At 60.5% G+C, this 24,887-nt stretch carries 15 protein-coding genes and 3 pseudogenes; 17 read left to right on the forward strand and 1 reads right to left on the reverse strand.

Features of this window, described 5'->3' with window-relative positions; genetic code table 11:
• Window positions 1–97 precede the first annotated feature (97 nt).
• The 5 genes and pseudogenes from ACZZ0K_RS10765 (at window position 98) to ACZZ0K_RS10785 (ending at window position 7,146) form a co-directional block, all read left to right on the forward strand.
• A pseudogene (locus ACZZ0K_RS10765) lies at window positions 98–1,344 on the forward strand (MFS transporter).
• Between the two features lie 9 nt (window positions 1,345–1,353).
• Window positions 1,354–2,484, forward strand: coding sequence for a LuxE/PaaK family acyltransferase (locus tag ACZZ0K_RS10770; RefSeq protein ID WP_258708170.1), 1,131 nt, complete (start codon window positions 1,354–1,356; stop codon window positions 2,482–2,484).
• A gap of 1 nt (window position 2,485) precedes the next feature.
• Entirely contained in the window at window positions 2,486–4,888 is a 2,403-nt protein-coding gene (locus ACZZ0K_RS10775; protein WP_258708169.1) for an aldehyde dehydrogenase family protein, read from the forward strand.
• Window positions 4,889–4,931: 43 nt separating this feature from the next.
• Complete coding sequence (locus ACZZ0K_RS10780) at window positions 4,932–6,242, forward strand: phenylacetate--CoA ligase family protein (protein WP_252885997.1); 1,311 nt, start codon at window positions 4,932–4,934, stop codon at window positions 6,240–6,242.
• Entirely contained in the window at window positions 6,211–7,146 is a 936-nt protein-coding gene (locus ACZZ0K_RS10785; protein WP_258708168.1) for a GNAT family N-acetyltransferase, read from the forward strand. Before ACZZ0K_RS10780 ends, ACZZ0K_RS10785 begins: the two co-directional genes overlap by 32 nt.
• Before the next feature lie 45 nt (window positions 7,147–7,191).
• On the opposite strand, the gene ACZZ0K_RS10790 is transcribed toward ACZZ0K_RS10785, so the two are convergent.
• Window positions 7,192–7,719: a hypothetical protein gene (locus ACZZ0K_RS10790; protein WP_024012886.1), complete on the reverse strand. Its 528-nt coding sequence runs from the start codon at window positions 7,717–7,719 to the stop codon at window positions 7,192–7,194.
• A 353-nt stretch (window positions 7,720–8,072) separates the two neighbouring features.
• Here ACZZ0K_RS10790 and ACZZ0K_RS10795 point away from each other — a divergent pair.
• The 12 genes and pseudogenes from ACZZ0K_RS10795 to glgX all read left to right on the forward strand — a co-directional run.
• Window positions 8,073–9,203 (forward strand): annotated as a pseudogene (locus ACZZ0K_RS10795) (HAMP domain-containing protein); the annotation flags it as partial.
• A 333-nt stretch (window positions 9,204–9,536) separates the two neighbouring features.
• Window positions 9,537–10,064: pseudogene (locus tag ACZZ0K_RS10800) on the forward strand (methyl-accepting chemotaxis protein); the annotation flags it as partial.
• A gap of 240 nt (window positions 10,065–10,304) precedes the next feature.
• Window positions 10,305–10,751, forward strand: coding sequence for a DUF411 domain-containing protein (locus ACZZ0K_RS10805; RefSeq protein ID WP_041480975.1), 447 nt, complete (start codon window positions 10,305–10,307; stop codon window positions 10,749–10,751).
• A complete protein-coding gene (locus ACZZ0K_RS10810; RefSeq protein ID WP_150742084.1) occupies window positions 10,751–11,185 on the forward strand; it encodes a YqaA family protein in 435 nt (144 codons plus the stop codon). The genes ACZZ0K_RS10805 and ACZZ0K_RS10810 overlap by 1 nt, the downstream gene beginning before the upstream one ends.
• Window positions 11,186–11,271: 86 nt before the next feature.
• Entirely contained in the window at window positions 11,272–12,318 is a 1,047-nt protein-coding gene (locus ACZZ0K_RS10815; RefSeq protein ID WP_150742083.1) for an alpha/beta fold hydrolase, read from the forward strand.
• Between the two features lie 12 nt (window positions 12,319–12,330).
• The gene (locus tag ACZZ0K_RS10820) at window positions 12,331–13,284 is read left to right on the forward strand and encodes a D-2-hydroxyacid dehydrogenase family protein (RefSeq protein ID WP_252880073.1); all 954 of its coding nucleotides are present in this window, start codon (window positions 12,331–12,333) and stop codon (window positions 13,282–13,284) included.
• Between the two features lie 590 nt (window positions 13,285–13,874).
• Window positions 13,875–15,461, forward strand: coding sequence for a glycogen synthase GlgA (gene glgA, locus ACZZ0K_RS10825; protein WP_016774645.1), 1,587 nt, complete (start codon window positions 13,875–13,877; stop codon window positions 15,459–15,461).
• A 17-nt stretch (window positions 15,462–15,478) separates the two neighbouring features.
• Entirely contained in the window at window positions 15,479–17,281 is a 1,803-nt protein-coding gene (gene treZ, locus ACZZ0K_RS10830; RefSeq protein ID WP_258708167.1) for a malto-oligosyltrehalose trehalohydrolase, read from the forward strand.
• Window positions 17,278–19,356: a 4-alpha-glucanotransferase gene (gene malQ / locus ACZZ0K_RS10835; protein WP_095179954.1), complete on the forward strand. Its 2,079-nt coding sequence runs from the start codon at window positions 17,278–17,280 to the stop codon at window positions 19,354–19,356. The genes treZ and malQ overlap by 4 nt, the downstream gene beginning before the upstream one ends.
• On the forward strand, window positions 19,353–22,127 hold the full coding sequence (locus ACZZ0K_RS10840) for a malto-oligosyltrehalose synthase (RefSeq protein WP_258708166.1): 2,775 nt from the start codon (window positions 19,353–19,355) through the stop codon (window positions 22,125–22,127). Before malQ ends, ACZZ0K_RS10840 begins: the two co-directional genes overlap by 4 nt.
• Window positions 22,128–22,148: 21 nt before the next feature.
• Complete coding sequence (locus ACZZ0K_RS10845) at window positions 22,149–22,487, forward strand: DUF2934 domain-containing protein (RefSeq protein ID WP_095179950.1); 339 nt, start codon at window positions 22,149–22,151, stop codon at window positions 22,485–22,487.
• Window positions 22,488–22,726: 239 nt separating this feature from the next.
• Complete coding sequence (gene glgX / locus ACZZ0K_RS10850) at window positions 22,727–24,886, forward strand: glycogen debranching protein GlgX (protein ID WP_258708165.1); 2,160 nt, start codon at window positions 22,727–22,729, stop codon at window positions 24,884–24,886.
• Window position 24,887: the final 1 nt, after the last annotated feature.

Raw genomic sequence — 24,887 nt, forward strand, 5'->3', positions numbered from 1 at the left:
GTTTTTGAAATCTGCTGACGCAGCAAACGGCTAGGTCGGCTGTGCGTCTGCGCCTAGGCTCTGCGAACTTCCTATAACTCATAAAACAGGGATGTTCATGCAGAGAACACTTATCAATATCGGCCCCAGACAGGTTGCGGGTTTCTGTCTGGCGCTGACCGCTTTCGAACTGCTCACTTACATGGCCAGCGATGTGATCATGCCAGCGATGCTGGATGTCACCACCGAACTCGACGCGGACGTACGGCATGTTCCCCATGCCTTCAACCTGTATCTGTTGGGTGGCGTGTGCCTGCAATGGTTGCTCGGCCCGTTGTCCGATCAATACGGCCGACGACCACTGTTGTTGTCGGGCAGCGCGCTGTTCGGATTGTCGTGCGCGGCAGCTTTTTCACCGACAGTATTGGGGCGTTCAACCTGTTGCGGCTGTTGCAAGGAATGGGTCTGGGGTTTGTCGTCGCAGTCAGCTATCCGGCGCTACAGGAGGTGTTCTGTGAAGCGGACGCCGTCAGGCTGATGGCGTTGCTCGGCAATGTTGCGTTGTTATCGCCGCTGCTCGGGCCGCTACTGGGGATCCTGTTGCTGGAATGGCTGAGCTGGCGGGAAATCTTTCTGCTGCTGGGATTCACGGCAGCGCTGGTCTGGCTCGGTCTGTTGCTGTGGATGCCGGAAACCGTAGGCGTCGAGCGCCGCGATGGTCATCGAACACCCCGTGTGCCCTTCTCCTGGCGTTGCACTTCACGGCGCTATGGCGCGTTGTTAGGCAACCCGCGTTTTCTCTGCGCCAGTCTGGCGCTGGGCCTGATGAGTCTGCCCCTGATCACATGGATAGGCCTGGCACCGTTGCTGCTCGTGCGGGTGCTGGAACTGCCGCCGCTGGAATATGGCCTGTGGCAGATTCCGGTTTTCTCAGCGGTGATAGCCGGCAATCTGATTCTCGACCGCTTGCTGCAGACTCATTCGCTGACGCAATTGATTCAACTGGCGCTCTGGCCGTTCTGTCTGGGGCTGCTATCGCTGGCGACATGCGCGCTGCTCAGCGCAGGGCTTGGACCAGTGGTGGCGAGTCTGTCGCTGTACGCCGTCGGGCTGGGCATGAGCAACGCGGCGGTGTATCGCCTGGCACTGTTTGCCAGTGACGACAGCAAAGGCCTGGTGTCGGCGCTGACCGGCATGATCTCGATCGCCGTCATGGGCCTTGGCGGTTCGCTGATTGCGGCCATCGGTGGCGGCGACCGTCTTGAATACTTCGCCCTCTGGGCCGCATTCGGCGGGCTGATGTGCCTGCCCATGGTGTACCGGCTTCTGCAAACTACCACAGCTGATGTGGCCTCGCCTCAGTAAGGAACACTGATGACTCACCTACCCTATGCCGACGCGCTGTGCGCGTTGAAGCAACCCTATTGCGCGGATTCAGCCGCGACCGGTCTGTTTGATCGGGCGATGACTGAAATCAGCCGCTTTCACTGCGATCACACCCCGGGTTACGCCCATTGGCTCAACGCCCATGGGCTGGCACCGCAAGACCTCGACAGTCTTGATGACTGGTCACGTCTGCCGCCGATCTTTGCCAGTTTCTTCAAGCAACACTTGCTGCTCAGCAGCACTGGGGCGGACGCGCTGGAACTGACCTCGTCGGGCACCAGCGGACAGAAAAGCCGGATGCGTTACGACGAACGCAGCCTGGCGCGGGCGCAGTTCATGGTTGCGCAGATCTTTCTCCATTACGGTTGGGATACTCCGGATACGCCGTGCAATTACCTGCTGCTGAGCTACGAACCCGAGGGTCACATTACGCTAGGCACTTCGTTTACCGACCAGTTTCTCTGTCGGTTTGCCCCGGTCAATCGCGTGGTTTACGCCTTGCGCAACACCGGTAGCGGCCATCAGTTCGACGTATTCGGTGTCATCGCCGCATTGCAGTCATTCGCTGAAGAAGGTTTGCCGGTACGGATTTTCGGCTTCCCGGCGTTTCTCTGGCAGACCCTGCAACGCATGCAGGCTAGCGCTGTGCAGGATGTGCAATTGCCCGCCGGTTCGCTGGCCTTTTTTGGCGGCGGCTGGAAAAACCAGGCCGCGCAGGAAATTCCCAAACAGCAGCTCTACGCCCATATCCATCGGCAATTGGGCATCGAACCCGCCCGCTGCCGCGACGGTTACGGCGCTGTCGAGCATGCGGTGCCTTACATCGAATGCGCCCGTCACCGCTTTCATGTGCCGGTGTATTCGCGGGTGCTGATTCGCGATCCGGCAAATTTTTCCCTGCTGCCCTATGGCCAACAAGGCCTGCTCGGCTTCGTCTCACCTTACATCTCATCAAGCCCGGCCCACGCCGTGGTGATGAGCGACCTTGCCACGCTGCACCCGGGCGCAAGTTGCGGCTGTGGATTGACCAGCGACTGGTTCGAACTGCACGGCCGCGCCGGCACCACGGCCGGCAGAAGCTGCGCGATGGCCGCCGCCGAATTACTGGGAAGTCACTGAAATGTATTTGATAAATGGACAACTGCACGACATTTACAGCCTCGACCAAGCGCTGCAAGACCTGCAACACAAGTTGCCCCAGCGTTTGGCGACGTCGCTAGACAGCAGCACGGTCATCACGGCGATAACCGTTTTTGCCCAGCTGCTGCGTGACTCGCGCACGAACCTGCCCCTCGACGGCGAACAACGGCAGGCCTTGATCGATTTCTGCCAACCTGAAGCCTTGACGATCAAACGCCAGCGCGAACTCGGCGTCGCTGCCGACTCCCTGCGCCGTATCGATTATCGCCTGCCGCGCTTCGAAGCCTGGCGCCCGCTCGGGCTGGTCGTGCACATCACCCCGGCCAACGCGCCGCTGCTGGCCTTTTGCGCGGTGGTGGAAAGTCTGCTCGCCGGCAACGTCAACTGGTTGCGCCCCAGCCGCAGCGATCAAGGCCTGACGGCGCGACTGTTGCGCGCGTTGGTGAACTGCGATGCGAGCGGACAACTGGCCGGTCACGTGGCGGTGATTCCAGCGAGCACCGAGCAGATCGGCCAATTATGCAAATCTGCCAATGGCGTCGCGGCGTGGGGTGGCGAAGCGGCCTTGCAAGCCATTCGGCAACAGCTCGCGCCGGGTTGTCGCTGGATCGACTGGGGGCATCGCATCAGCTTCGTCTATCTCACTCCTGCATCGGCTACGCCAGAGGCGCTTGATGCCGTCGCCGACGAAGTTTGCCGACTGGATCAGCAGGCGTGCTCCAGCCCGCAATGGCTGTTGGTGGACAGCGACGACACGCAAGTCTTGCGCGATATCGGTGAACGCCTGGCGCAGGCCCTGCAACGACGCGCCGCACAGTGGCCGGCACTGGTGCCGACACGCCAGGAAGCTTCGCAAATTACCACGCACACGCAGATGGCCCGCCTCGGCCAGAGTTTTGCCGGTCACACCGGGCAAGTATGGAATGGCCCGGGCTGGCGGGTGATCTGGAGCCATGATCGGCAACTCGCACCTTCGCCGCTGTTTCGCAGCGTATTGCTGCACCCGGTGCCGCAGGCGCTGCTGCCCGCCACTCTGCTGCCGTGGCGCAACGTCCTGCAAAGCTGTGCGCTGGTATGCGCACAACCGCAAATTGTCGAGCTTACCCATGCGTTGATCGCTGCCGGAGTCACGCGGATCGCACCGATCGGCAACATTCACGACGGGTACGAGGGCGAACCCCATGATGGCGTCTATGCGCTGCAACGTTTGAGTCGACGGGTATCGGTGAGTCTGGCGGCCACGCAACTGCCGAATCAGGCCAGTCTCGATCCAGCGCCATCAGCGGCGACGCCGTGCGCTGCGATCATGGACAAAGAAGCCTTCGTTGCCCAGCCCATCAACGATCAGGCGCAGTTGTATTTCCGCTCCGGAGGCAGCAGCGGCACCCCTGCTCTGGCCGGCTACAGCTATCGCGACTTTGATCGGCAGATGCGCGCGACCGCTGATGGCCTGTTCGCCGCCGGTCTGGATCCAGCACAAGACCGAGTCATGAACCTGTTCTTCTGTGGCGGGCTGTACGGCGGCTTTCTCAGCTTCAGCAAAGCGCTGGAACTGCTTGAGGTGACGCACCTGCCCATGGCCGCGCCTACCGATGACGACTACCGGGAGATTGCCCAACTGATCATCGATCAACGGGTCAACGTGCTGGTCGGTATGCCCGGCACCCTGCATCGTCTGTTTCTCAATGAACAGGAGCGTCTGCGTGCTTATGCCGGAGTCGAAAAGGTCTTTCTCGGTGGCGAGCACCTGAGCGAGCAGAACCGTGAATTGCTGCGCAGTTGTGGCGTCTCGACCATTCGCTCGGCGATTTACGGCAGCGTCGACGCCGGTCCGCTTGGGCATGCCTGCGAGGATTCGGCGGATGGGGTTTTCCATCTGATGAGCGAAATCCAGCAGTTGGAGATTGTCGCGTTCGATGAGGATGTGCCGGTGATCGACGATCAGGTGGGCCGGCTGCTGGTGACCTCGCTCGCCCGCGAGGGTGGTCAGCGCGTGCAGCGTTATGAGATTGGCGACAGCGGACGCTGGCTCCCGGGCGTCTGCGCCTGCGGGCTGAAGTCGCCCCGCTTTGAACTGTTGCAACGCCACGGCAAGTTGTTGCGTATCGGCACTGACTTTATCTCCCTGAGCGAATTGGCGTCACGGCTGCAAGTGCCGTTTCAGTTGCATCTGGACCACAGCGCCGAGGGCGTCGAGCGCATGCAACTGCATTGCGAACTTACAGCCGCCACCGTTGAAACACGTCTCGCCGATTACCTGACCCTGACGACCATCATCGACAGCGGATTGCTGGTGCTGCAGATCGAGCAATGCTCGCCCGAACACTTCGTTCGAAACAAACACAGTGGCAAGACGCCGCTGGTCATTGACTCCCGCCGCTGACGCTTGCCGTGAGCTGGCTCATTCGAATCAAGAAGAACACACCGTGAAAACAACCGACTCGATTAGCGAATTAACGGGTTTCGCCCGTGAGCATTCGCCCTACTACAAGAACAGTCTCGCCAACATCCCCGAGGCGATAAGTTCACCGTGCGAACTGCCACTGCTTGATCCGGCAGACTTCTGGAAAGACAGCGCGGATCTCGCGCAATGGCCGGTCCTGACGGCCCCCATTGGGCACGCCTTGGTGTTCAAGACCGGTGGATCAACCGGCGGTGGCAGGCTGTCCGTGTATGCCCGCACGGAATGGCAGCGCACGGTGGAAGATTTCGGCCGCAGTCTGAGCGAGCAATTCAGCCCCGGGGACCGTGTCGCCAATCTGTTCTTCGCTGGCGACCTCTACGCCAGTTTTCTGTTTATTCATGACTCACTCGCCCATGTTCAAACAGCTGTCAGCGAGTTTCCGTTTACCGGCGAGGTTGATCCACCGAAGTTGGCCGATGCCATCAACCAGCATCGGATCAATGTACTGGCTGGCGTGCCCGCGCAATTACTGACCTTCGCCAGTTGGCTCAAACAACGCGGCCTTACGTTGCCCCTGGTTGATAGCGTGCTTTACGGCGGGGAGAGCCTGTTTGCCTCACAACGCCAGCTCCTTGAGCAAGTGCTGCCCAACGCGCGCATTGCCTCGATCGGCTACGCCAGCGTCGATGGCGGATTCATTGGCGCCAGTCATCCTGACTGCGTGGAAGGAGAACATCGCACACCCGACGGCCACGTCCTGTTGGAGATTATCGATCAGCACAGCGGCGCAACGATCGAGGCCTGCAATCAAACCGGTCTGCTCGTATTGACCAATCTGCATCGCCGCTTGATGCCGCTGATCCGCTATCCCGTCGGAGATCTTGCGTGCTGGCGCGAACCGCCGGGCACTGCACAACGCAAATTCGCCCTGAGGGGACGCAGCGGCAATAGCCAGCGGGTGCGGGTCGGCATTCTGTCGCTGATGACCGATGAAATCAGCAAAAGCGTACGGAGCATCACTGGCAGCGACGATTGGCAATTGCTGATCGAACAAGCCAACAGCGCAGATGTGTTGACGTTGAAATATGCAGTCATCGAACGATCGGCTCGCATCGACGAGAAACTTGAGGCCCGCTTGATCGAACTGTACCCGCCGATCGCGCAACTGCGGGCTGAGCGGTTATTGGAGCTGCGCATCCAGAGTTGCCGGCTCGAGGATTTGGCGCGCCATCCTCGCGCAGGGAAAAGCCTGCGGATCGTCGACTTGCGCTGCTATGGCCCGGACGAGAGGGAGGTGCGTGATGGAGTCGTTGATTCTGCGCAATTACCGTGACACCGACGCCAAGGCCGTCAGCCAGCTGTTTCGCGAGGTCTACGGTGATCATTACGTGCAAAGCGACGTTTACATGCCCTGCCTGATCAATCAGAACCACGCCGACAAACGCTGGCATTCACTGGTTGCAGTGGAGGGTGAGCGGGTTCTTGGCCATGCCACTTTGTATCGGCAGAGCGAAAGCTCGCACGATGCCGAACTGGCGTTGAGCGTCGTACATCCCGATACCCGTGGAAAGAACATTGCCACGCGGCTGGGCGGACAACTGCTGACTCATGCGCAGGCGTTGGGTTGTCGCAGCGTCTCGATCAAACAGGTCACCCATCACCCTTACACCCAACGCATGGCTATCAGCCTGGGTTTTCACAACACTGGATGGTTGCCGGACTATGTCCGCTCACCCTTTGGTTGTAAAAAACCCGAGTCGATCGTGTTGGGTGTACGTGCTATCGATGGCTATCAACGGCCATTGCCAGAACAGGCATGGCCAGCCAGTTGCCGCCCCTTGATGGAGCGTCTGAGCGCTGTGTTCGGCGTCGGAGCTGATGCAGGACGCTGGCGCGGAGCTTCGGTTCAGGTCCAGCAGCACGGCAGCCGCCATGAAATGTGGCTGGAAAAACTCAATCCGGAACTGCTCGACCAGTTGCGATCACTGCCCAGGCATTGGCTGATTTCGATTCGTCTACAGCTGTCACGACAGTTTGCCGTGGATCTGCACAGCCTGAATGACATCGGTTTTGCTTTCACCGGTCTGGCGCCTGCACAGGACAATCGAGGGGGATGGCTGGCGTTGTTTCATCGTGGCTACCGCGCCCGCCGGCTTGCGCTGCATTGCCCGCATATGCAGCAGTTGCATGACCAGGCACAACGTCACATCACTCGGCAAGCCGTGCCGGCGGCGTAAACAGCATGAGCCCGCACACGGATGAGCGGGCATCATCAGCAGACGTTACGCCTTTGCCTTCAGGCCTTTGTCGGACGGAACTGCCGCATTGCCTTCGCCGTAGGTCTTTAGATTCTGCAGGACGTAAATGGCTTTCTTGAATTCGGGAATCAGGCTCTTGCCGTAGTAATTGCCGTTGAGGCTGTTGGTCTGGATGGCATCGAGCTGAGTGGCGAAATATTCCAGCGCGTTGAACTTGGCCTCCGGGTCTTTCTGCACGCCGAACCGGTCGAATTTGTCGCCGGCATTGAGCAAAGTGATCGAGGTGATCTCGGAAATCAGGCCGCGCCCGCGCAGGAATTCGCTGAGGTTGCCCAACTGCTTGACGGAAACGTTGGCCGGGTCGAAGCCCTTGATCTGCTTGCGCAAACCCTGCTTATCCATCTCCGCCACATTCAGCGCATTCGGATCGTTGCCGACCAGCGTCAGCATCTGCTGCACTTTGACGCTCTGCGAAACCTGCTTTTTCGCGCCGGTATCACGGACCATTACGCCTGCCTTGCTTTCCCAGGCGCCGGTATAGCCGATCGTCATGCGAGGATTCCTTGTGCGATGAGCATGAAATGTCCTTGTTCCAACCAATTGAATGGGCGCGAGTATCGGCCGATGCGCCTGATCGCACCAAGTCTTTTGTGCGCTTTTTTACAAATCTCGTACATTCGTGACACAAGCCTGCATCCCGTAAACATTGGTTCAGAGCCGTCATCTTGATGTAACAAACGTGGCGATCCGGGGATTTGTACCCATCCCGATACCAACCGGTCATCGCCCAGCGTTGTTTCGGCGCGCGAGCACCTAAAGCTTCGGCCCGCAACGACGATACGCTGTGATACCCGCCCTGTTTTATTCCTGCCCTCCAACAAAAAAGCCGCTCAAGGATCAGTTCCATGCCCGCACTGCGCACTATTCAGGCTCGCTACACGCTGTTTCTGATTCTGTTCATCCTGCTGTTGTCCGTGCTGACCGTGGTCGGCATCAGCCAACTGGTGGCACCGACCCTGCGCGATACCGAAGAGAAGGTCGTGCTCAACCGCATCGCCGAAGTCGCCGTGCAGATTCAGGGCGAACTGAACAAGGTCCAGGCGCAGCAACGCAGCATCACCCAGACCATCCCACTGCTCGACAGCGCCGCCATCGACGTGGTGCTGCCAGGGCTGGTGGATCAGTATGGCGAACTGAAAGTCTTCGGCGGCGGCATCTGGCCGTTACCGGGCCAGCGTGAAGCCGGGCGCAACAAATTCAGCACCTTCTGGCACCGCGATGCCTCGGGCCAACTCAAGGTCAACACGTTCTGGAACAGCGATGCGGCGCCCAACTATTACGACCAGAGCTGGCACAAGGGCGGCATGGCCACTCCGCGCGGCCAGTGCGCGTGGGCCGCTGCCTATAAAGACGACGCCAGCGCCGAGCCGCGCACCAACTGCGCCATGGCGATCTACAAGAACGGCAGCGCCTGGGGCGTTTCGACCATCGACGTGACCCTGGGCTTCTTCAACGACCTGGTGGCGCGCAAGGAAAAAGACCTCAACGCCGAAATGCTCATCGTCGAGGCTGACGGTAAGATCATCAGCAACAGCTCGCGCATCAGCGGCCCGATCGTGCTGAAGAACATCAGCGAACTGGCAGCCAGCTCGACCTTCGTCAATCAGATCAAGACCGGCCTGCAGAATCGCGATACAGCACAACGCGTCGAGTTCGATAACAACGGTGAAGACGCCACCTTCTTCATGCGCCCTATCGAGGGCACACCGTGGTTCCTCGCCACCGCCCTGCCGACCAAGATGCTCACTGCCCAGCGCGACGACGTGCTCCATAGCCTCAGCCTGATCCAGATTCCGCTGGTGATCCTGCTGGTGCTGTTGCAGGTTTACGCGATTCGTAAACTGGTGCTACGCATGAAAGCGCTGAAGGCCAACATTGATTCGCTGTCCAGCGGTGACGCCGACCTGACCCGCCGCATCACCATTCGCGCCGAAGACGAACTGGGCGCCATCGGTCACTCGGTCAACACCTTCATCGCCTATCTGCAGAACATGATCGGCGAAGTCACCCAGGCCACCGGCGCCATGGCTTCCAGCCTCGACAACCTGCAGCGCACCTCGGCACATACCGGCCAGATTCTGCTGCGTCACGCTTCGGAAACCGATCAGACCGTCACCGCCATCAACGAAATGAGCTCGACTGCTGAAAGCGTCGCGCAAAACGCCGCTGAAACCGCTGCATTCACCCAGCGTGCCAATGAGAACGCAGACCGCTCGCGCGTTGTGGTCGGGGAAGCGACCAACAGCGTGGTCGCGCTGATCGACGAAGTGGCCAGCGCTACACACAAAGTTGAAAACATGCAGCAGGACGCCCAGCGCATCACCGAAATCCTCGGCGTCATCGGCGCGATTGCCGGGCAGACCAACCTGCTCGCCCTCAACGCGGCGATTGAGGCGGCACGTGCCGGTGAACAGGGTCGCGGCTTTGCGGTGGTGGCGGATGAAGTCCGCGCCCTCGCCGCCCGCACTCAGGCCAGTACCTCGGAAATCAACGAAATGTTGACCCGTCTGACTCAAGGCGTGAGTTCCTCGGTCAGCGCCATGGAAAACACCCAGGCCAGTTGCCAGTCCGCTGCTGACGCCACCGCCCGAGTCAACTCGGGGCTGGACGAAATGGCCGGTTCGGTCAGCCACATCAACAGCCTCAGCACGCAGATCGCCACCGCCGCCGAACAGCAAAGCGCAGTGACCGAAGAGATCAACCGCAGCATGGTGCAGATTCGCCACATGGTCGATGAACTGGTGCAGAGCGGCCAGGCCAGCGAGCTGAATACCCGCCAATTGCTCGAAGCCAATAGCCGCGTGAGCGCGATCATGGGGCGGTTCAAGGTCAGTTAAGCCAACCGCGACCACGGGGATTTTGGCCTTTACACCAATCCCCTGTGGGAGCGAGCCTGCTCGCGAAAGCGATTTTTCAGTCACTGTATCTGCGGCTGGTCAACCGCATTCGCGAGCAGGCTCACTCCTACACTGGTCCGGGTGTTTTGTAGCAACTGGAAACACTCAGTTGATGCCGGGATGGAAAAACCGGTCAAAATGCGTTCTTGCTGACCTTCACCGAGTCGAGAGCCCATTCCCATGCGAAGCCAACTGCGTCTGCTCGCCCTGAGCGCCCTGTTCATCTCCTCCCTGGCGCAAGCCGCCGAACTGATCCCGATCGAAGTGCACCGCGATGCCAATTGCGGCTGCTGCAAAAAGTGGATCAGCCATCTCGAAGCCAATGGCTTCAAAGTCGAAGATCACGTCGAAAGCGACATGAGCAGCTTTAAACAGCAGCACGGCGTACCACCGCGTCTGGCGTCCTGCCACACCGCGATCATCAATGGCAAATTCGTCGAAGGCCATGTGCCGGCCGATCAGGTGCTTGCGTTGAGCAAGCGCGACGATCTGCTGGGTGTGGCAGCGCCAGGCATGCCGATGGGCTCGCCGGGCATGGAAATGGACGGCATGAGCGATGCGTACCAAGTGATCGGTCTGAAGAAGGACGGCGCCGACGTGGTGGTGGCGGACTACCCGGCCCGTTGATGGGTGCGGCTTACTTCGGCCTGTTCTTTGCTGCGTTTGGTGCGGCGACGTTGTTGCCATTGCAATCCGAGGCGCTGCTGGTCGGCCTGATCGTCAGCGAGCGTTACTGGCTGTGGGGTTTGCTCGCGGTAGCGACGCTGGGCAACGTACTCGGCTCGCTGGTCAACTGGTGGCTGGGCCGTGGCATCGAGCGGTTTCAGGATCGACGCTGGTTTCCGGTCAGCCCTGGGCATATGGCCAAGGCACGCAAGCACTATGAGCGCTATGGGCATTGGTCGCTGCTGCTCAGTTGGCTGCCGGTGATCGGCGATCCGCTGACCTTGATTGCCGGCGTCATGCGCGAACCGCTCGGGCGCTTTCTGTTGATCGTCACACTGGCCAAAGGCGCGCGCTATGGCGTGCTGGCCTTGCTGACACTTGGCTGGCTAGGTTGAACCAACCCTCAGTGTGATTGCCTTTGTTTAACGTCGGCGTAATCCCGACCTTCCAGAGTCGGCCAATTTTCAAGGAGTTTGTGCTTATGTCCGTCACGCTTTCCCGCTGGCTGCCCGGCCTGGTCCTCAGCGCTGCCTTGCCGTTAATGGCGCACGCAGCCACTGAAACCGTTGCCGCCGAAGGGCCTGCCTATGGCCCGGAGCTGCAAGGTTTCCAATACCCCTACACGCTTAAACATTTCGCCTTCGAATCCCAAGGCCAGAAGCTGCAAATGGGCTACATGGACGTCGCCGCCAATGGCAAGGCCAACGGCCGCACCGTGGTGCTGATGCACGGCAAGAATTTCTGCGCAGCGACCTGGGACAGTTCGATCAAAGCCCTGAGCGACGCCGGCTACCGCGTGATTGCGCCGGATCAGATCGGTTTCTGTACATCCAGCAAACCTGAGCATTATCAGTACAGCTTCCAGCAACTGGCCACCAACACCCAGCAATTGCTCAAGGCTTTGGGCATTCAGAAAGCCACTGTGCTCGGCCACTCCACCGGCGGCATGCTCGCCACCCGTTATGCGCTGCTGTTCCCTGAGCAGGTCGATCAACTGGCAATGGTCAACCCGATCGGTCTGGAAGACTGGAAAGCCCTCGGCGTTCCGTATCGCACCGTCGATCAGTGGTATCAGCGTGAATTGAAGGTCACGGCCAAGGGCATTCGCGACTATGAGCGCACCACTTATTACGACGGCCGCTGGAAGCCGGAATTCGATCGCTGGGTCGACATGCTCGCCGGCCTGAGCAACGGTCCGGGCAAGACCCAGGTCGCGTGGAACTCGGCGCTGATCTACGACATGATCTTCACGCAGCCGGTGTACTACGAGTTCAAGGATCTGAAGATGCCGACCCTGTTGCTGATCGGCACCTCCGACACCACCGCCATCGGCAAGGACCTCGCGCCGCCAGAAGTGAAAGCGAAAATCGGTCATTACGAGGTGCTTGGCAAGCAGGTCGCCAAGCTGATTCCGCAGTCAACGCTGATTGAATTCCCGGGCATGGGTCATGCGCCGCAAATGGAAGAACCGGAGAAATTCCATCAGGCGCTGCTCGGCTGGCTGGGCAAGACTCCTTCCGCTCCTTGATGAGGCAAGCCGATGACGGTGCAGATTGCAGTGATCGATGACTGGCAAGACGTGGCCCGCGACGTGGTCGACTGGTCCGTGCTGGAGAGCATCGGTGAAGTGACCTTTGTGCATGATTACCCGGCCGACAACGCCACACTGGCCGAGCGCCTTGGCAAGTACGAGGTGATCTGCGTCATGCGCGAACGCACGCGCTTCGACGCCGACTTGCTCGGGCGCTTGCCCAATCTGAAGTTGCTGGCCACCGGCGGCATGCGCAATGCCGCGCTGGACATGTCGGCCGCAGCAGCGCTGGGCATCAAGGTCTGCGGCACCGATAGCTACAAACACGCCGCGCCGGAACTCACCTGGGCGCTGATCATGGCGGCCACCCGTGATCTGGTGAAGGAAGCCAATGCCCTGCGGGCCGGCCAGTGGCAGCAGGGCCTCGGCGGCGATCTGCACGGCAAGACGCTGGGTATTCTCGGTTTGGGCAGCATCGGCCAGCGGGTCGCGCAGTTCGGTCAGGTGTTCGGCATGCGGGTGATCGCCTGGAGCGAAAACCTCACCGCCGAACGCGCTGAACAGGCCGGCGTGACGTACGTCAGCAAGCAGCAACTGTTCGAGCAGGCCGACGTGCTGTCCGTGCATCTGGTGCTCAGTGAACGCAGTCGCGGTCTGGTCGATGCCCAGGCGCTGGACTGGATGAAACCGACCGCATTGCTGGTCAACACCGCACGCGGGCCGATCGTCGATGAAACCGCGTTGATCAAGGCGCTACAGAAACGGCGCATTGCCGGAGCAGCGCTGGACGTATTCGAGCAAGAGCCGTTGCCGGCCCTGCACCCGTTTCGCACGCTGGACAATGTCCTCGCCACGCCGCATGTGGGGTATGTCAGTCGGCAGAATTACGAGCAGTTCTTCCGGCAGATGATCGAGGATATTCAGGGTTGGGCAGCTGGGGAGCCGATGCGTCTGTTGAACTGAGTCCATCACTTTAAAGTTGAGTTGCTTCAACCGCCCTCTTCGCGAGCAGGCTCGCTCCCACAGGTTGTACGCGGTCCAATGTGGGAGCGAGCCTGCTCGCGAAGAGGTCATCTCAGATACCACTCTGCAATACGCTCGCACCACAACGGTGCAACTCGCCCATCCCCTAGCACAAAACCGTGACTGCCCAGTCACTGTTTTGGCCCACTCCGACCGAAAAACATGCCCTTCGTCGGAGCGTTTTCCCTCCTGAACCCTCGCTTACATCCCGACACAACCGATTGTCGAACAATTTACCCATTTGCCCCGACCCGCTCTAGGATCTGGCCTAGACTGATTTTTCAGTGGCCAAACCACTCGGTCATACCGACGAAAAAAAGTCGAAACTTTTGCTTCACGCCACAGGTCATCAGAACAACTGGGCGAAAGCGACTGGTGTAATCCTTGCAACGGCCTCACCACCCATTCTGCTTGCGCGTGTTGGGTCAGCATTTGCTCACCGATGCGTGGCGCCTTTGCGCCCGGCCACAGGACTTGGCCACGAAACAGCTTGTTCGAGACAAGAATCAGATCACACACGGGAGATACATATGATCAGTGCGGCATTGGATATTCAGGGAGAGCGTGCTCACCAGTCGCTTGGAGAATCGAGCACCATCAGTGTTCCCGGCAGCCGACAGATCAACGTACCCGGCACCAAGACGCTTGCTCCGGTAGCAAGCCAGAATCCCAACAAGAAAAAAGTGTTGTTCGTGACCTCTGAGATCGCCGATCTGGTCAAGACCGGCGGCCTCGGTGACGTGTCCGCCGCCCTGCCCCGGGCGATGGCCCACCTGCATGACGTGCGGGTGTTGATTCCCGGGTATCCGCAAGTGGTGCACAGCGAAAACCCGATTCACATCATCGGCGAGCTGGGTGGCCACGCCGCGCTGCCACCTTGCAAGATCGGGCGTATGGACATGCCCGATGGTCTGGTGATCTACGTACTGATCTGCCCTGAACTCTATGAGCGTGAGGGTGGCCCTTACGGCGCCAACAACGGTCGCGACTGGCCGGACAACCATATCCGCTTCGCCCGTCTCGGCCTGGCCGCTGCCGACATCGCCGCCAATCTTGCGCAAATCCACTGGCGCCCGGATCTGGTGCACGCCCATGACTGGCCGGCTGGCCTCGCGCCCGCTTACATGCACTGGCGCGGGCAGCGCACGCCAACGCTGTTCACCATTCACAACCTTGCCTACCAGGGCGTGACCAGCCTTGGTTCCTGCCCGGAGCTGGGGATTCCCACCCATGCCCTGCAACAGGAAGGCATGGAGTTCTACGGCAAGATGTCGTTCCTCAAGGCCGGCATGGCCTATTCGAGCCATATCACCACGGTCAGCGCGACGTATGCGCAGGAAATCACCACGCCTGATTTCGGTTGCGGCCTCGACGGTTTCCTTGCCGCCAAGACCCAGCAAGGCCTGCTCAGCGGCATCCCGAACGGCATCGACGAGAGCTGGGATTCGGCGACCGACCCGCACCTGTTCGCCCCGTTCGCCATCGGCGACTGGGAAGGCAAAGCGGTCAACGCCGCCCATGTCCGTGAGCTGTTCGGCTTGAATGACTCCACCGGTCCGCTGTTCGCCGTGGTATCGCGCCTGGTCTATCAGAAAGGCCTCGACCTCACCGAAGCGGTGTCCGAGTTCATCGTGCAGAACGGTGGTCAGATCGCGATCATCGGTCGCGGCGAGCCGGAAGAAGAGCAAGCCATGCGTGAACTGGCCCTGCGCTTTCCTGGCCAGATCGGCGTGCGGATCGGCTTCAACGAAACCGATGCCCGACGTATGTTCGCCGGCAGCGATTTCCTGTTGATGCCGTCGCGCTACGAGCCTTGCGGCCTGAGCCAGATGTACGCCCAGCGTTTCGGCTCGCTGCCGGTCGCGCGCAACACCGGCGGCCTGGCCGACACCATTGAAAACGGCGTCACCGGTTTCCTCTTCGATGAGTCCACCGTTGATAGCTACAAGGAAGCCCTGAGCCGCGCGTTCAAGGTTTTCGCCTTTCCGGAACTGCTCAACGCCATGCGCTGCCGTGCCATGGCTGCACCGTTCAACTGGAGCAAAGCGGTTGAACCGTACGCCGAACTTTACGAACAACTGGTCGCCAAGGCGTTGGGTAAAGCCAGCCACAAATAACCAGGGAGTTGCAGACAATGCCGTCAAGGACCCAAGAAACCTGGCCCCACGGCGCGATCATGCTGGATGCCGAGCACACGCAATTTGCGTTGTGGGCGCCTGACGCGTTCTACGTCAGTGTGGAACTGGAAGATGGAAAATCGTTGCCCATGCTGCCTCAGGGTGACGGTTGGTTTGTAATCAAGGCCAATTGCCCGGCGGGCAGTCGCTACCGTTACTGCATCGATGGCGAACTGGAGGTGCCGGACCCGGCCTCCAGGGCGCAGGATGGTGACCTCGACCGCCACAGCGTAGTGGTCGACCCCCATGCCTATCAATGGCGGCACACGACCTGGAATGGTCGGCCGTGGAGTGAAGCGGTAATTTATGAGTTGCACGTCGGTGCGCTCGGTGGATTTGCCGAAGTCGAACAGCATCTGGCGCGCTTGGTGGCGCTGGGCATTACCGCGATCGAACTGATGCCGCTGGCGCAATTTCCCGGTGATCGCAACTGGGGCTACGACGGGGTGCTGCCCTACGCGCCTCAAGCCTCCTACGGCACACCGGAACAACTCAAACACCTGATCGACAGCGCCCACGGCCATGGCCTGGCGGTGATTCTCGACGTCGTCTACAACCACTTCGGCCCCGACGGCAACTATCTGCATCGTTACGCCAGGGGCTTTTTCCGCGAGGACAAGCACACGCCTTGGGGCGCGGCGATCGATTTCCGCCGCCCGGAAGTGCGCGAGTTCTTCATTGAGAATGCACTGATGTGGCTGCTCGAATACCGTTTCGACGGCCTGCGTCTGGATGCGGTGCACGCGATTGAAGACCCGGATTTCCTCAGCGATCTGGCCCGGCGCATTCGCCAGCAGATCGACCCGACCCGGCACGTCTGGCTGACCGTCGAAAACGAGCTGAACCAGTCGAGCCTGCTGGAAAACGATTACGACGCGCAATGGAACGATGACGGTCATAACGCGTTGCACGTGCTGCTGACAGGCGAAACCGACGCCTATTACGCTGACTATGCCGCGCAGCCCACCGAGCAACTGGTGCGCTGCCTGAGTCAGGGCTTCGTATTCCAGGGCCACATCACTCGCCATGGCGAACCTCGCGGCGAGCCAAGCGAACATCTGCCCTCCACCGCTTTCGTGTTGTTCCTGCAGAACCATGACCAGATCGGCAACCGCGCGTTTGGCGAACGTCTGCATCAGCTTGCCGACCCGCGTGCGGTGCAGGCGGCTACGGTGTTGTTGCTGCTGTCGCCGATGATTCCGCTGATGTTCATGGGCGACGAGTTTGCCGCCGAGCAACCGTTCCTGTTTTTCACCAGCCACCACGGTGAACTGGCGGAACTGGTGCGTGAAGGTCGGCGCAACGAGTTCGCCGCATTCAGTGCCTTTACCGATCCGCACAAGCGCGAACAGATCCCTGATCCAAATGCCGAAAGCACTTTCCACGCTTCGCAGCCGCGACTGTCCGGGAGCGGCACGCCATTGCAACAGCAGACCCAAGAGCTCTACCGGCAACTGCTGAAATTGCGCCATCAGTACATCATTCCCCATCTCTCCGGGACCCAGGCTCTGGGCGCGCAAATGCTCGGCTATGGAGCGGTCAGTGCGCGCTGGCGGCTGGGCAACGGCAGTGAGCTGCGAATTGACCTGAACCTCAGTGACACGCCAGTGGTCAACCCTGCACAGACCGATACCGAGTGGCTGTTTCAACAGCCAGCGGCGATCGAACTGTCGGACCCGAACCAACTGCCGGCGTACACCGCGCTCGTCAGCCTCACGGCCGCACCCCTTTTGCACCCCCTGGATGGAGAGCGCCTATGAGCGATGCGCAACTGGAAATACTCGCCAGTCGAGCCGGCCTTGCCGTCGACTGGATCGACGCCAACGGGCGTCAGCAAAAAGTCGCTCCCGCTGTGTTGCGCAATGTCCTGATCGGACTCGGCCACCCCGCCAGCACCGCGCAAGAAATCGATGCCAGCCTGTTGCAACTGCAAGAAGTCCAGCAAGACCGCCATCTGCCGCCCCTGCTGACCTGCGACGTTGGTGTTGCCCTCGACCTGAGTCGCTACTTCACACCGGAGACGCCCTGCGAGATTCATCTTGAAGACGGCTCGCAGATGAACCTCAAGCTGGACAACGAAGCCATGTTGCCCGGCTTGATTCCTGTCGGTTACCAGCAAGTGCACATCGGCGATCAGTATTTCACTCTCGCTGTGGCGCCTGAGCGTTGTTTCAGCGTTGGCGATGCGGTCGATAGCCCGATCCCGCGCGCCTGGGGTCTGAGCGCCCAGCTGTATTCGCTGCGCCGTCCGGGTGACGGTGGTTTCGGCGACACCCAGGCGCTGGAGGAATTGGTTCGTGTAGCGGGTGAACGCGGCGCCGATGCGCTGGCGATCAGTCCGATGCACGCGATGTTCAGCTCAGACAATGGCCGCTACAGCCCTTATTCGCCGTCCAGCCGCTTGTTTCTCAATTCACTGTACGCAGCGCCGGGCAGCATTCTCGGCGAGCGCGCATTGCGTGACGCAATCGATGCCAGTGGCCTGGCCGCGCAGTTCGACCAGTTGGAAAATCTCAAGCTGATCGACTGGCCTGCCGCCGCCCAAGCCAAGCAGAAACTGCTGCAAGCCTTATATGATGGTTTCGTCGCTGGCGAGCATCCGCTGCACGCCGACTTCGCCAGTTTCCGTCATGCCGGTGGCGAAGCGCTGGAGAATCATTGTCGCTTCGAAGCCATTCAGGAAATGCGCGCGGCCCGTGGCGAAAGCCTCGACTGGCGCGAATGGCCGGAGCACTGGCACGACCCGCGCGGCGCGGCGCTGGGCGCTTTTGCCGAAGAATATGCCGAGCGCATCGGTTATTTCGCCTTCTGCCAATGGCTGATCCATCGCTGCCTCGAGCGCGTTCAATCTGCCGCGCGCAGCGCCGGCATGGGCATTGGCCTGATCGCCGACCTCGCCGTCGGTGCTGACGGTGCCGGCAGTCAGGCCTGGAGTTTCCAGGATGAATTGCTCGCTTCGCTGACCGTAGGCGCTCCGCCGGACATCCTGAATCGCAGCGGCCAGGGTTGGGGCATTTCCGCGTTCTCGCCGGAAGGGCTGATCCGCAACGGTTTCCGTGCCTTCATCGAGATGCTGCGCGCCAACTTCGCCCACGCCGGAGGCCTGCGCATCGACCATGTCATGGGCCTGCAACGCCTGTGGGTGATTCCCAACGGCGCCGCCCCGGCCGATGGCGCCTATCTGTATTACCCGTTCGACGACATGCTGCGTCTGCTGGCCCTCGAGTCGCATCGGCATCAAGCCATCGTACTCGGCGAAGACCTCGGCACCGTGCCGGAAGGCCTGCGGGAAAAACTTGCCGCGCGGTCAATCCTGGGCATGCGCGTGCTGTTGTTCGAACAGGACAATACCCGCTTCAAACCGATTCTCGACTGGCCGGATGATGCCCTGGCCACCACCAGCACCCATGACCTGCCGACACTCAATGGCTGGTGGCATGGCCGCGATATCGACTGGAACGCGCGCCTCGGTCTGGTCGATGCCAACGGCGAAATCGACTGGCGCCGGCATCGCGAGCGTGAACGTGAGGGCCTGCGCGATGCGCTGCGTCAGGATCCACAGAACTTCCGCGAAGAGTCCCACGAAGCCGATCAAGTGGTCGATGCCAGTGTGCGTTTCCTCGGGCACACCCGCGCGCCGCTGGTGCTGCTGCCGCTGGAAGATGCCCTGGGTATCGATGAACAGCCGAATCTGCCTGGCACCACCGATTCACATCCGAACTGGTCGCGACGTTTGCCCGGTCCCAGCGAAGCGTTGCTGGACGGCCCCGATGCCGCCCGCCGCCTGGAACTGCTGGCCTGCGCGCGCCTTCAAGCCTCTGAGCGTGACCAATGAATCAACAGCAAATCCAGCCACTGCGCGCCACGTTGCGCCTGCAATTTCATAAAGGTTTTACCCTCGAACAAGCGGTGCCACTGGTGCCGTACTTTGCCCGACTCGGCATCAGCCATATCTACGCCTCGCCACTGCTGGCGGCGCGCGCCGGTTCCATGCATGGCTACGACGTGGTCGACCCGACCCAGGTCAATCCGGAACTGGGCGGCGAGCCGGCATTGCGCCAACTGGTCAGCACCCTGCGTGAACACAACATGGGGCTGATTCTCGACATCGTTTCCAACCACATGGCCGTGGGCGGCAATGACAACCCGTGGTGGCTCGACCTGCTGGAATGGGGACGCCTGAGTCCGTATGGCGAATTCTTCGACATTCAGTGGCACTCGCCGGACCCGTTGATGGAAGGCCAATTGCTGCTGCCGTTTCTTGGCAGTGACTACGGCGTGGCGTTGCAGGAAGGCACACTCAAGCTCAAATTCAACGCGCAGACCGGGACTTTTTACGTCGAGCATTACGACCACCACTTCCCGATCTGCCCGAACAACTATGGCGAGCTGCTCAAGTCCGACGACACGCTGAAGTCCCTGGCAGATCGCTTCAGCACACTCAGCTATCAGACCGACGCACATTCGCTGGCGATGCCGCTCAAGCAAGAGTTGCGCGAGCTGGCGAGCGATCCGCGTGTTCTGGCGACTATCGAAGGCAACCTCGCACAGTACGATTCCACCACCGAGGAAGGCTTTCACAAGCTTCACGAACTGCTGGAACGGCAAAGCTATCGCCTGGCCAGTTGGCGCACGGCGGCGGACGACATCAACTGGCGGCGCTTCTTCGACATCAACGAGCTTGGCGGTCTGCGCGTGGAGCGCCCGGCAGTGTTCGAAGCAACCCACGGCAAGATCTTCCAATTGGTTGAAGAAGGTCTGGTCGACGGCCTGCGCATCGACCACATCGACGGCCTCGCCGACCCGCGTGGCTACTGCCGCAAGTTGCGTCGGCGTCTGGATCACTTGGCACCGGGACGTCATCTGCCGATCTATGTCGAGAAGATCCTCGGCGAGGGCGAAACCCTGCGCCGCGACTGGAGCGTCGACGGCACCACCGGTTACGAGTTCATGAATCAGCTGTCGCTGCTGCAACACGACCCGGACGGCGAACATGTCCTCGGTGAACTCTGGCAGCGCCGCACCGAGCGCCCGGCAGCGTTCATGGAAGAAGCGCAACTGGCCCGTCAGCAGATTCTTAACGGTTCGCTGGCCAGCGATTTCGAAAGTGTTGCCCAGGCGCTGCATCAAGTCGCGCGGGATGACTTGATGACCCGCGACCTGACCCTGGGCGCGATTCGCCGCGTGCTGCATGCGTTGATCGTGCACTTCCCGGTTTATCGCACTTACATCAGCGCCATGGGCCGTTCCGAGCAGGACGAAGCGATTTTCCTGCACGCCATGGACGGTGCCCGGCAGACCCTCAGCGAAGCTGACTGGCCAGTGCTCGACTCGGTCGCCAGTTGGCTTGGCGGCACGCCATGGCGCCGCAAGCCACGGGGGCGCTCGCGCAAGATTCTCAAACATGCCTGCGTGCGTTTCCAGCAGTTGACCTCGCCGGCAGCCGCCAAAGCCGTGGAAGACACCGCGCTGTATCGCTCGGCGGTGCTGCTGTCGCGCAATGATGTCGGTTACAACACCGAGCAGTTCAGCGCGCCGGTCAGCGAGTTCCACGAAGTCAATCAACAGCGCATGACGGAGTTTCCCGACAACCTTCTGGCGACTGCCACCCACGATCACAAGCGCGGTGAAGACACCCGCGCCCGGCTGGCCGTACTCAGCGAGCGCAGCCATTGGTACGCCGATCAGGTTGAACTGTGGCGCGCCCTCGCCCGCCCGGTGCGCATCGAAGATGACGTGCCGTCTGCCGGCGACGAACTGATCCTGTATCAGGCGTTGCTCGGCAGTTGGCCGCTGGACCTGCAGGACGATGACCAGGCCGGTTTCGCCGATTACGCCAAGCGCATCTGGCAGTGGCAACAGAAAGCCCTGCGCGAAGCCAAGCTGCAAAGCAGCTGGAGCGCGCCGAATGAAGCCTATGAAAACGCAGCACAGGCGTTCACGGAAAAACTGCTGACCGGCGAAGAAGGCGAATTGCTGCGTGCCGCGCTGAGCAAGACCGTCAACAGCATCGCCGCTGCCGGCGCGCTCAACGGGCTGGCGCAAACCTTGCTGCGCATGACTGTGCCGGGTGTGCCGGATCTGTACCAAGGCAACGAGTACTGGGACTTCAGTCTGGTAGACCCGGACAACCGCCGCCCGGTGGATTACGCCGCACGCGAGCAAGCGTTGCAGGCATCCGTGCCGGGTACCGAGCTGCTTAAGTACTGGCGTGACGGGCGCATCAAACAGGCGCTGATCAGTGAGGTGTTGAACCTGCGCAAGGAACACGGCGAGCTGTTCCGCCGTGGCGATTACCAGCCATTGGAAGTGCTGGGCAGTCAGGCGCACAACGTCTTGGCATTCGCGCGTGAACACGAAGGCGTGCGGGCCATTGTCGTAGTGCCGGTGCGTTGCGCGACGTTGCTGGAAAACAGTGCCATCCCGCAGGTCGATGCGCTGCGCTGGGGCGATACGCGGGTCGTTTTACCGTCTGCCGCTTCGGATGCAAACCTGAAGGGACTTTTTGCAAGCAGCGTAGTCACACAAAACAGGGAGCTGAATGTCAGCGAAGCGCTGGGGGATGTCCCGGTCAATCTCTTTATCCAACACTTAACACAAGCATGAGTTCAGTTCAGGAGCATTGCGATGAGCACCGACGATAAACGCATTCGCGAATTCGCCTATCAGATCTGGGAGTCGGAAGGGAAACCTGAAGGCCACGAAGAACGTCATTGGGAAATGGCGCGCAAGCTGGCCGAGGCCGAAGCGCTGGCACCCAAGAAGCCACCCAAGGCGGCTGGCAGCAAAGTGGCTGGCAAGACTACAGCGGCAACAGCGAAAAGCACCGACGGCAAGACACCGGCAGCCGCCAAAGCCAAACCAGCGGCGAAAGCCAAGCCTGCGGCCACGGCCAAAGTAGTCCCGCCGGGCGAAAAGGCTGCCGAGAAAAAGCCGCGAGCCGCGAAGAAGCCTCCGGCGAACTGACCCGATCCATTTTTGAACTGAATGACTGTGTGGCGAGCGTGCTCGCCACAAGGGGTTCTTGCGCCCCGAAGAAAGCCCTTCTTGGGGCAAAACACACCACCCTGTGGGAGCGAGCCTGCTCGCGAAAGCGCTAGGTCAGTTGGTGAAAACGTCGAATGTACCGACGCTTTCGCGAGCAGGCTCGCTCCCACAAGGAAATCTCATTGCCTGAACTGTCCCGTTTTTTTGCAGGAGCAATCATGAACCGTCCAAAGAAAGCCGAACCCGCTGCGCACGCCGAGCCGTCGAGAATCCGTGAAGGCCTGCCCTTCCCGCTCGGTGCGACCTGGGATGGTCTGGGGGTGAACTTTGCTCTGTTTTCCGCCAACGCCACCAAGGTTGAGCTGTGCATTTTCGACGATGCCGGCGAAGTCGAACTCGAACGCATCGAGCTGCCGGAATACACCGATGAGATCTACCACGGCTACCTGCCGGATGCGCATCCTGGCTTGATCTACGGCTACCGCGTTTATGGTCCTTATGACCCGGCCAATGGTCACCGTTTCAACCACAACAAACTGCTGATCGACCCTTACGCCAAACAATTAGTTGGTGAGCTGAAATGGTCGGAAGCGCTGTTCGGCTACACCATCGGCCACCCCGACGCCGACCTCAGTTTCGACGAGCGTGACAGTGCGCCGTTCGTGCCCAAGTGCAAGGTCATTGACCCGGCCCACACCTGGGGCAACGACCATCGTGTCAGCGTGCCGTGGGACAAGACCATCATTTACGAAACCCACGTGCGCGGCATCAGCATGCGTCATCCTTCGGTGCCGGAAAACCTGCGCGGCACCTTTGGCGGCTTGATGGTCGACGACGTGCTCGAGCACATTCGTAAACTCGGCGTGTCCTCCGTCGAACTGCTGCCGATTCACGCCTTCGTCAACGATCAGCATCTGCTGCAAAAAGGCATGACCAACTATTGGGGCTATAACAGCATCGCGTTCTTCGCCCCGGACCCGCGTTATCTGGCCAGCGGCAAGATTGCCGAATTCAAGGAAATGGTCGCGCACCTGCACGATGCCAATCTCGAAGTCATTCTCGACGTGGTCTACAACCACACCGCCGAAGGCAACGAGCAAGGCCCGACCCTGTCGATGCGCGGTATCGACAACGCCTCCTACTACCGCTTGATGCCCGACGACAAGCGCTACTACATCAACGACTCCGGCACCGGTAACACCCTGGACCTGAGTCACCCGTGCGTGCTGCAAATGGTCACTGACTCCCTGCGCTACTGGGCCAGTGAGATGCACGTCGACGGTTTCCGTTTCGACCTGGCAACCATTCTTGGCCGTTACCACGATGGTTTCGACGAGCGCCACAGCTTCCTCGTCGCCTGCCGTCAGGACCCGGTGCTGCGTCAGGTGAAGATGATCGCCGAACCCTGGGACTGCGGTCCCGGCGGTTATCAGGTCGGCAACTTTCCGCCGGGCTGGGTTGAGTGGAACGACAAGTTCCGCGACACCGTGCGTGCGTTCTGGAAAGGTGACGACGCCCAGCTCGCCGATTTCGCCAGCCGCATGACCGCTTCCGGGGAGATGTTCAACCAGCGTGGGCGCCGGCCGTATTCGTCGGTGAACTTCATCACCGCCCACGACGGTTTCACCCTCAACGATCTGGTGTCGTACAACGACAAGCACAACGAAGCCAACGACGAGAACAATCAGGACGGCAGCAACAACAACCTGTCGTGGAACCACGGCGTCGAAGGCCCGACCGACGATCCGGAAATCAACGCTCTGCGCCACCGGCAGATGCGCAATTTCTTCGCCACTCTGCTGCTGGCCCAAGGTACGCCGATGATCGTCGCCGGTGACGAGTTCGCGCGCACGCAGGACGGCAACAACAATGCCTATTGCCAGGACAGCGAGATTGGCTGGGTCAACTGGGACCTGAGCGAGGACGGCAATGCCCTGCTCAAGTTCGTCAAACGCCTGATCAAGCTGCGCCTGACTTATCCGATCCTGCGTCGTGGACGCTTCCTGGTCGGCGAGTACAACGAAGATATCGGCGTCAAGGACGTGACCTGGCTGGCACCGGACGCCACCGAAATGACCACCGAGCACTGGCACGATGCGCACAATCGCTGCCTCGGCATGCTGCTCGACGGTCGCGCGCAGGAAACCGGCATCCGTCGCAAAGGCGCCGACGCGACGCTGCTGCTGGTGGTCAACGCCCACCACGACATCGTCAACTTCACCCTGCCGGAAGTACCGGATGGTGGCTTCTGGACGTGCATGATCGATACCAATCAGCCGTCGATTCGCGGCCAGGAACGCTTCGAATTCGGTCACGAGTATTCGGTGACCGGGCGTTCGTTGCTGTTGTTCGAACTGCAACGCGACGAAGAAGATTGAT

Source organism: Pseudomonas sp. AC255 (assembly GCF_979258175.1).

Coding starts and splice junctions, on each gene's coding strand:
- ACZZ0K_RS10805 (WP_041480975.1), top strand. CDS start 10,305: ATGCGAAGCCAACTGCGTCTGCTCGCCCTGAGCGCCCTGTTCATCTCC.
- treZ (WP_258708167.1), top strand. CDS start 15,479: ATGCCGTCAAGGACCCAAGAAACCTGGCCCCACGGCGCGATCATGCTG.
- malQ (WP_095179954.1), top strand. CDS start 17,278: ATGAGCGATGCGCAACTGGAAATACTCGCCAGTCGAGCCGGCCTTGCC.
- ACZZ0K_RS10775 (WP_258708169.1), top strand. CDS start 2,486: ATGTATTTGATAAATGGACAACTGCACGACATTTACAGCCTCGACCAA.
- glgX (WP_258708165.1), top strand. CDS start 22,727: ATGAACCGTCCAAAGAAAGCCGAACCCGCTGCGCACGCCGAGCCGTCG.
- ACZZ0K_RS10845 (WP_095179950.1), top strand. CDS start 22,149: ATGAGCACCGACGATAAACGCATTCGCGAATTCGCCTATCAGATCTGG.
- ACZZ0K_RS10785 (WP_258708168.1), top strand. CDS start 6,211: ATGGAGTCGTTGATTCTGCGCAATTACCGTGACACCGACGCCAAGGCC.
- ACZZ0K_RS10790 (WP_024012886.1), bottom strand. CDS start 7,719: ATGACGATCGGCTATACCGGCGCCTGGGAAAGCAAGGCAGGCGTAATG.
- glgA (WP_016774645.1), top strand. CDS start 13,875: ATGATCAGTGCGGCATTGGATATTCAGGGAGAGCGTGCTCACCAGTCG.
- ACZZ0K_RS10840 (WP_258708166.1), top strand. CDS start 19,353: ATGAATCAACAGCAAATCCAGCCACTGCGCGCCACGTTGCGCCTGCAA.
- ACZZ0K_RS10770 (WP_258708170.1), top strand. CDS start 1,354: ATGACTCACCTACCCTATGCCGACGCGCTGTGCGCGTTGAAGCAACCC.
- ACZZ0K_RS10820 (WP_252880073.1), top strand. CDS start 12,331: ATGACGGTGCAGATTGCAGTGATCGATGACTGGCAAGACGTGGCCCGC.
- ACZZ0K_RS10810 (WP_150742084.1), top strand. CDS start 10,751: ATGGGTGCGGCTTACTTCGGCCTGTTCTTTGCTGCGTTTGGTGCGGCG.
- ACZZ0K_RS10815 (WP_150742083.1), top strand. CDS start 11,272: ATGTCCGTCACGCTTTCCCGCTGGCTGCCCGGCCTGGTCCTCAGCGCT.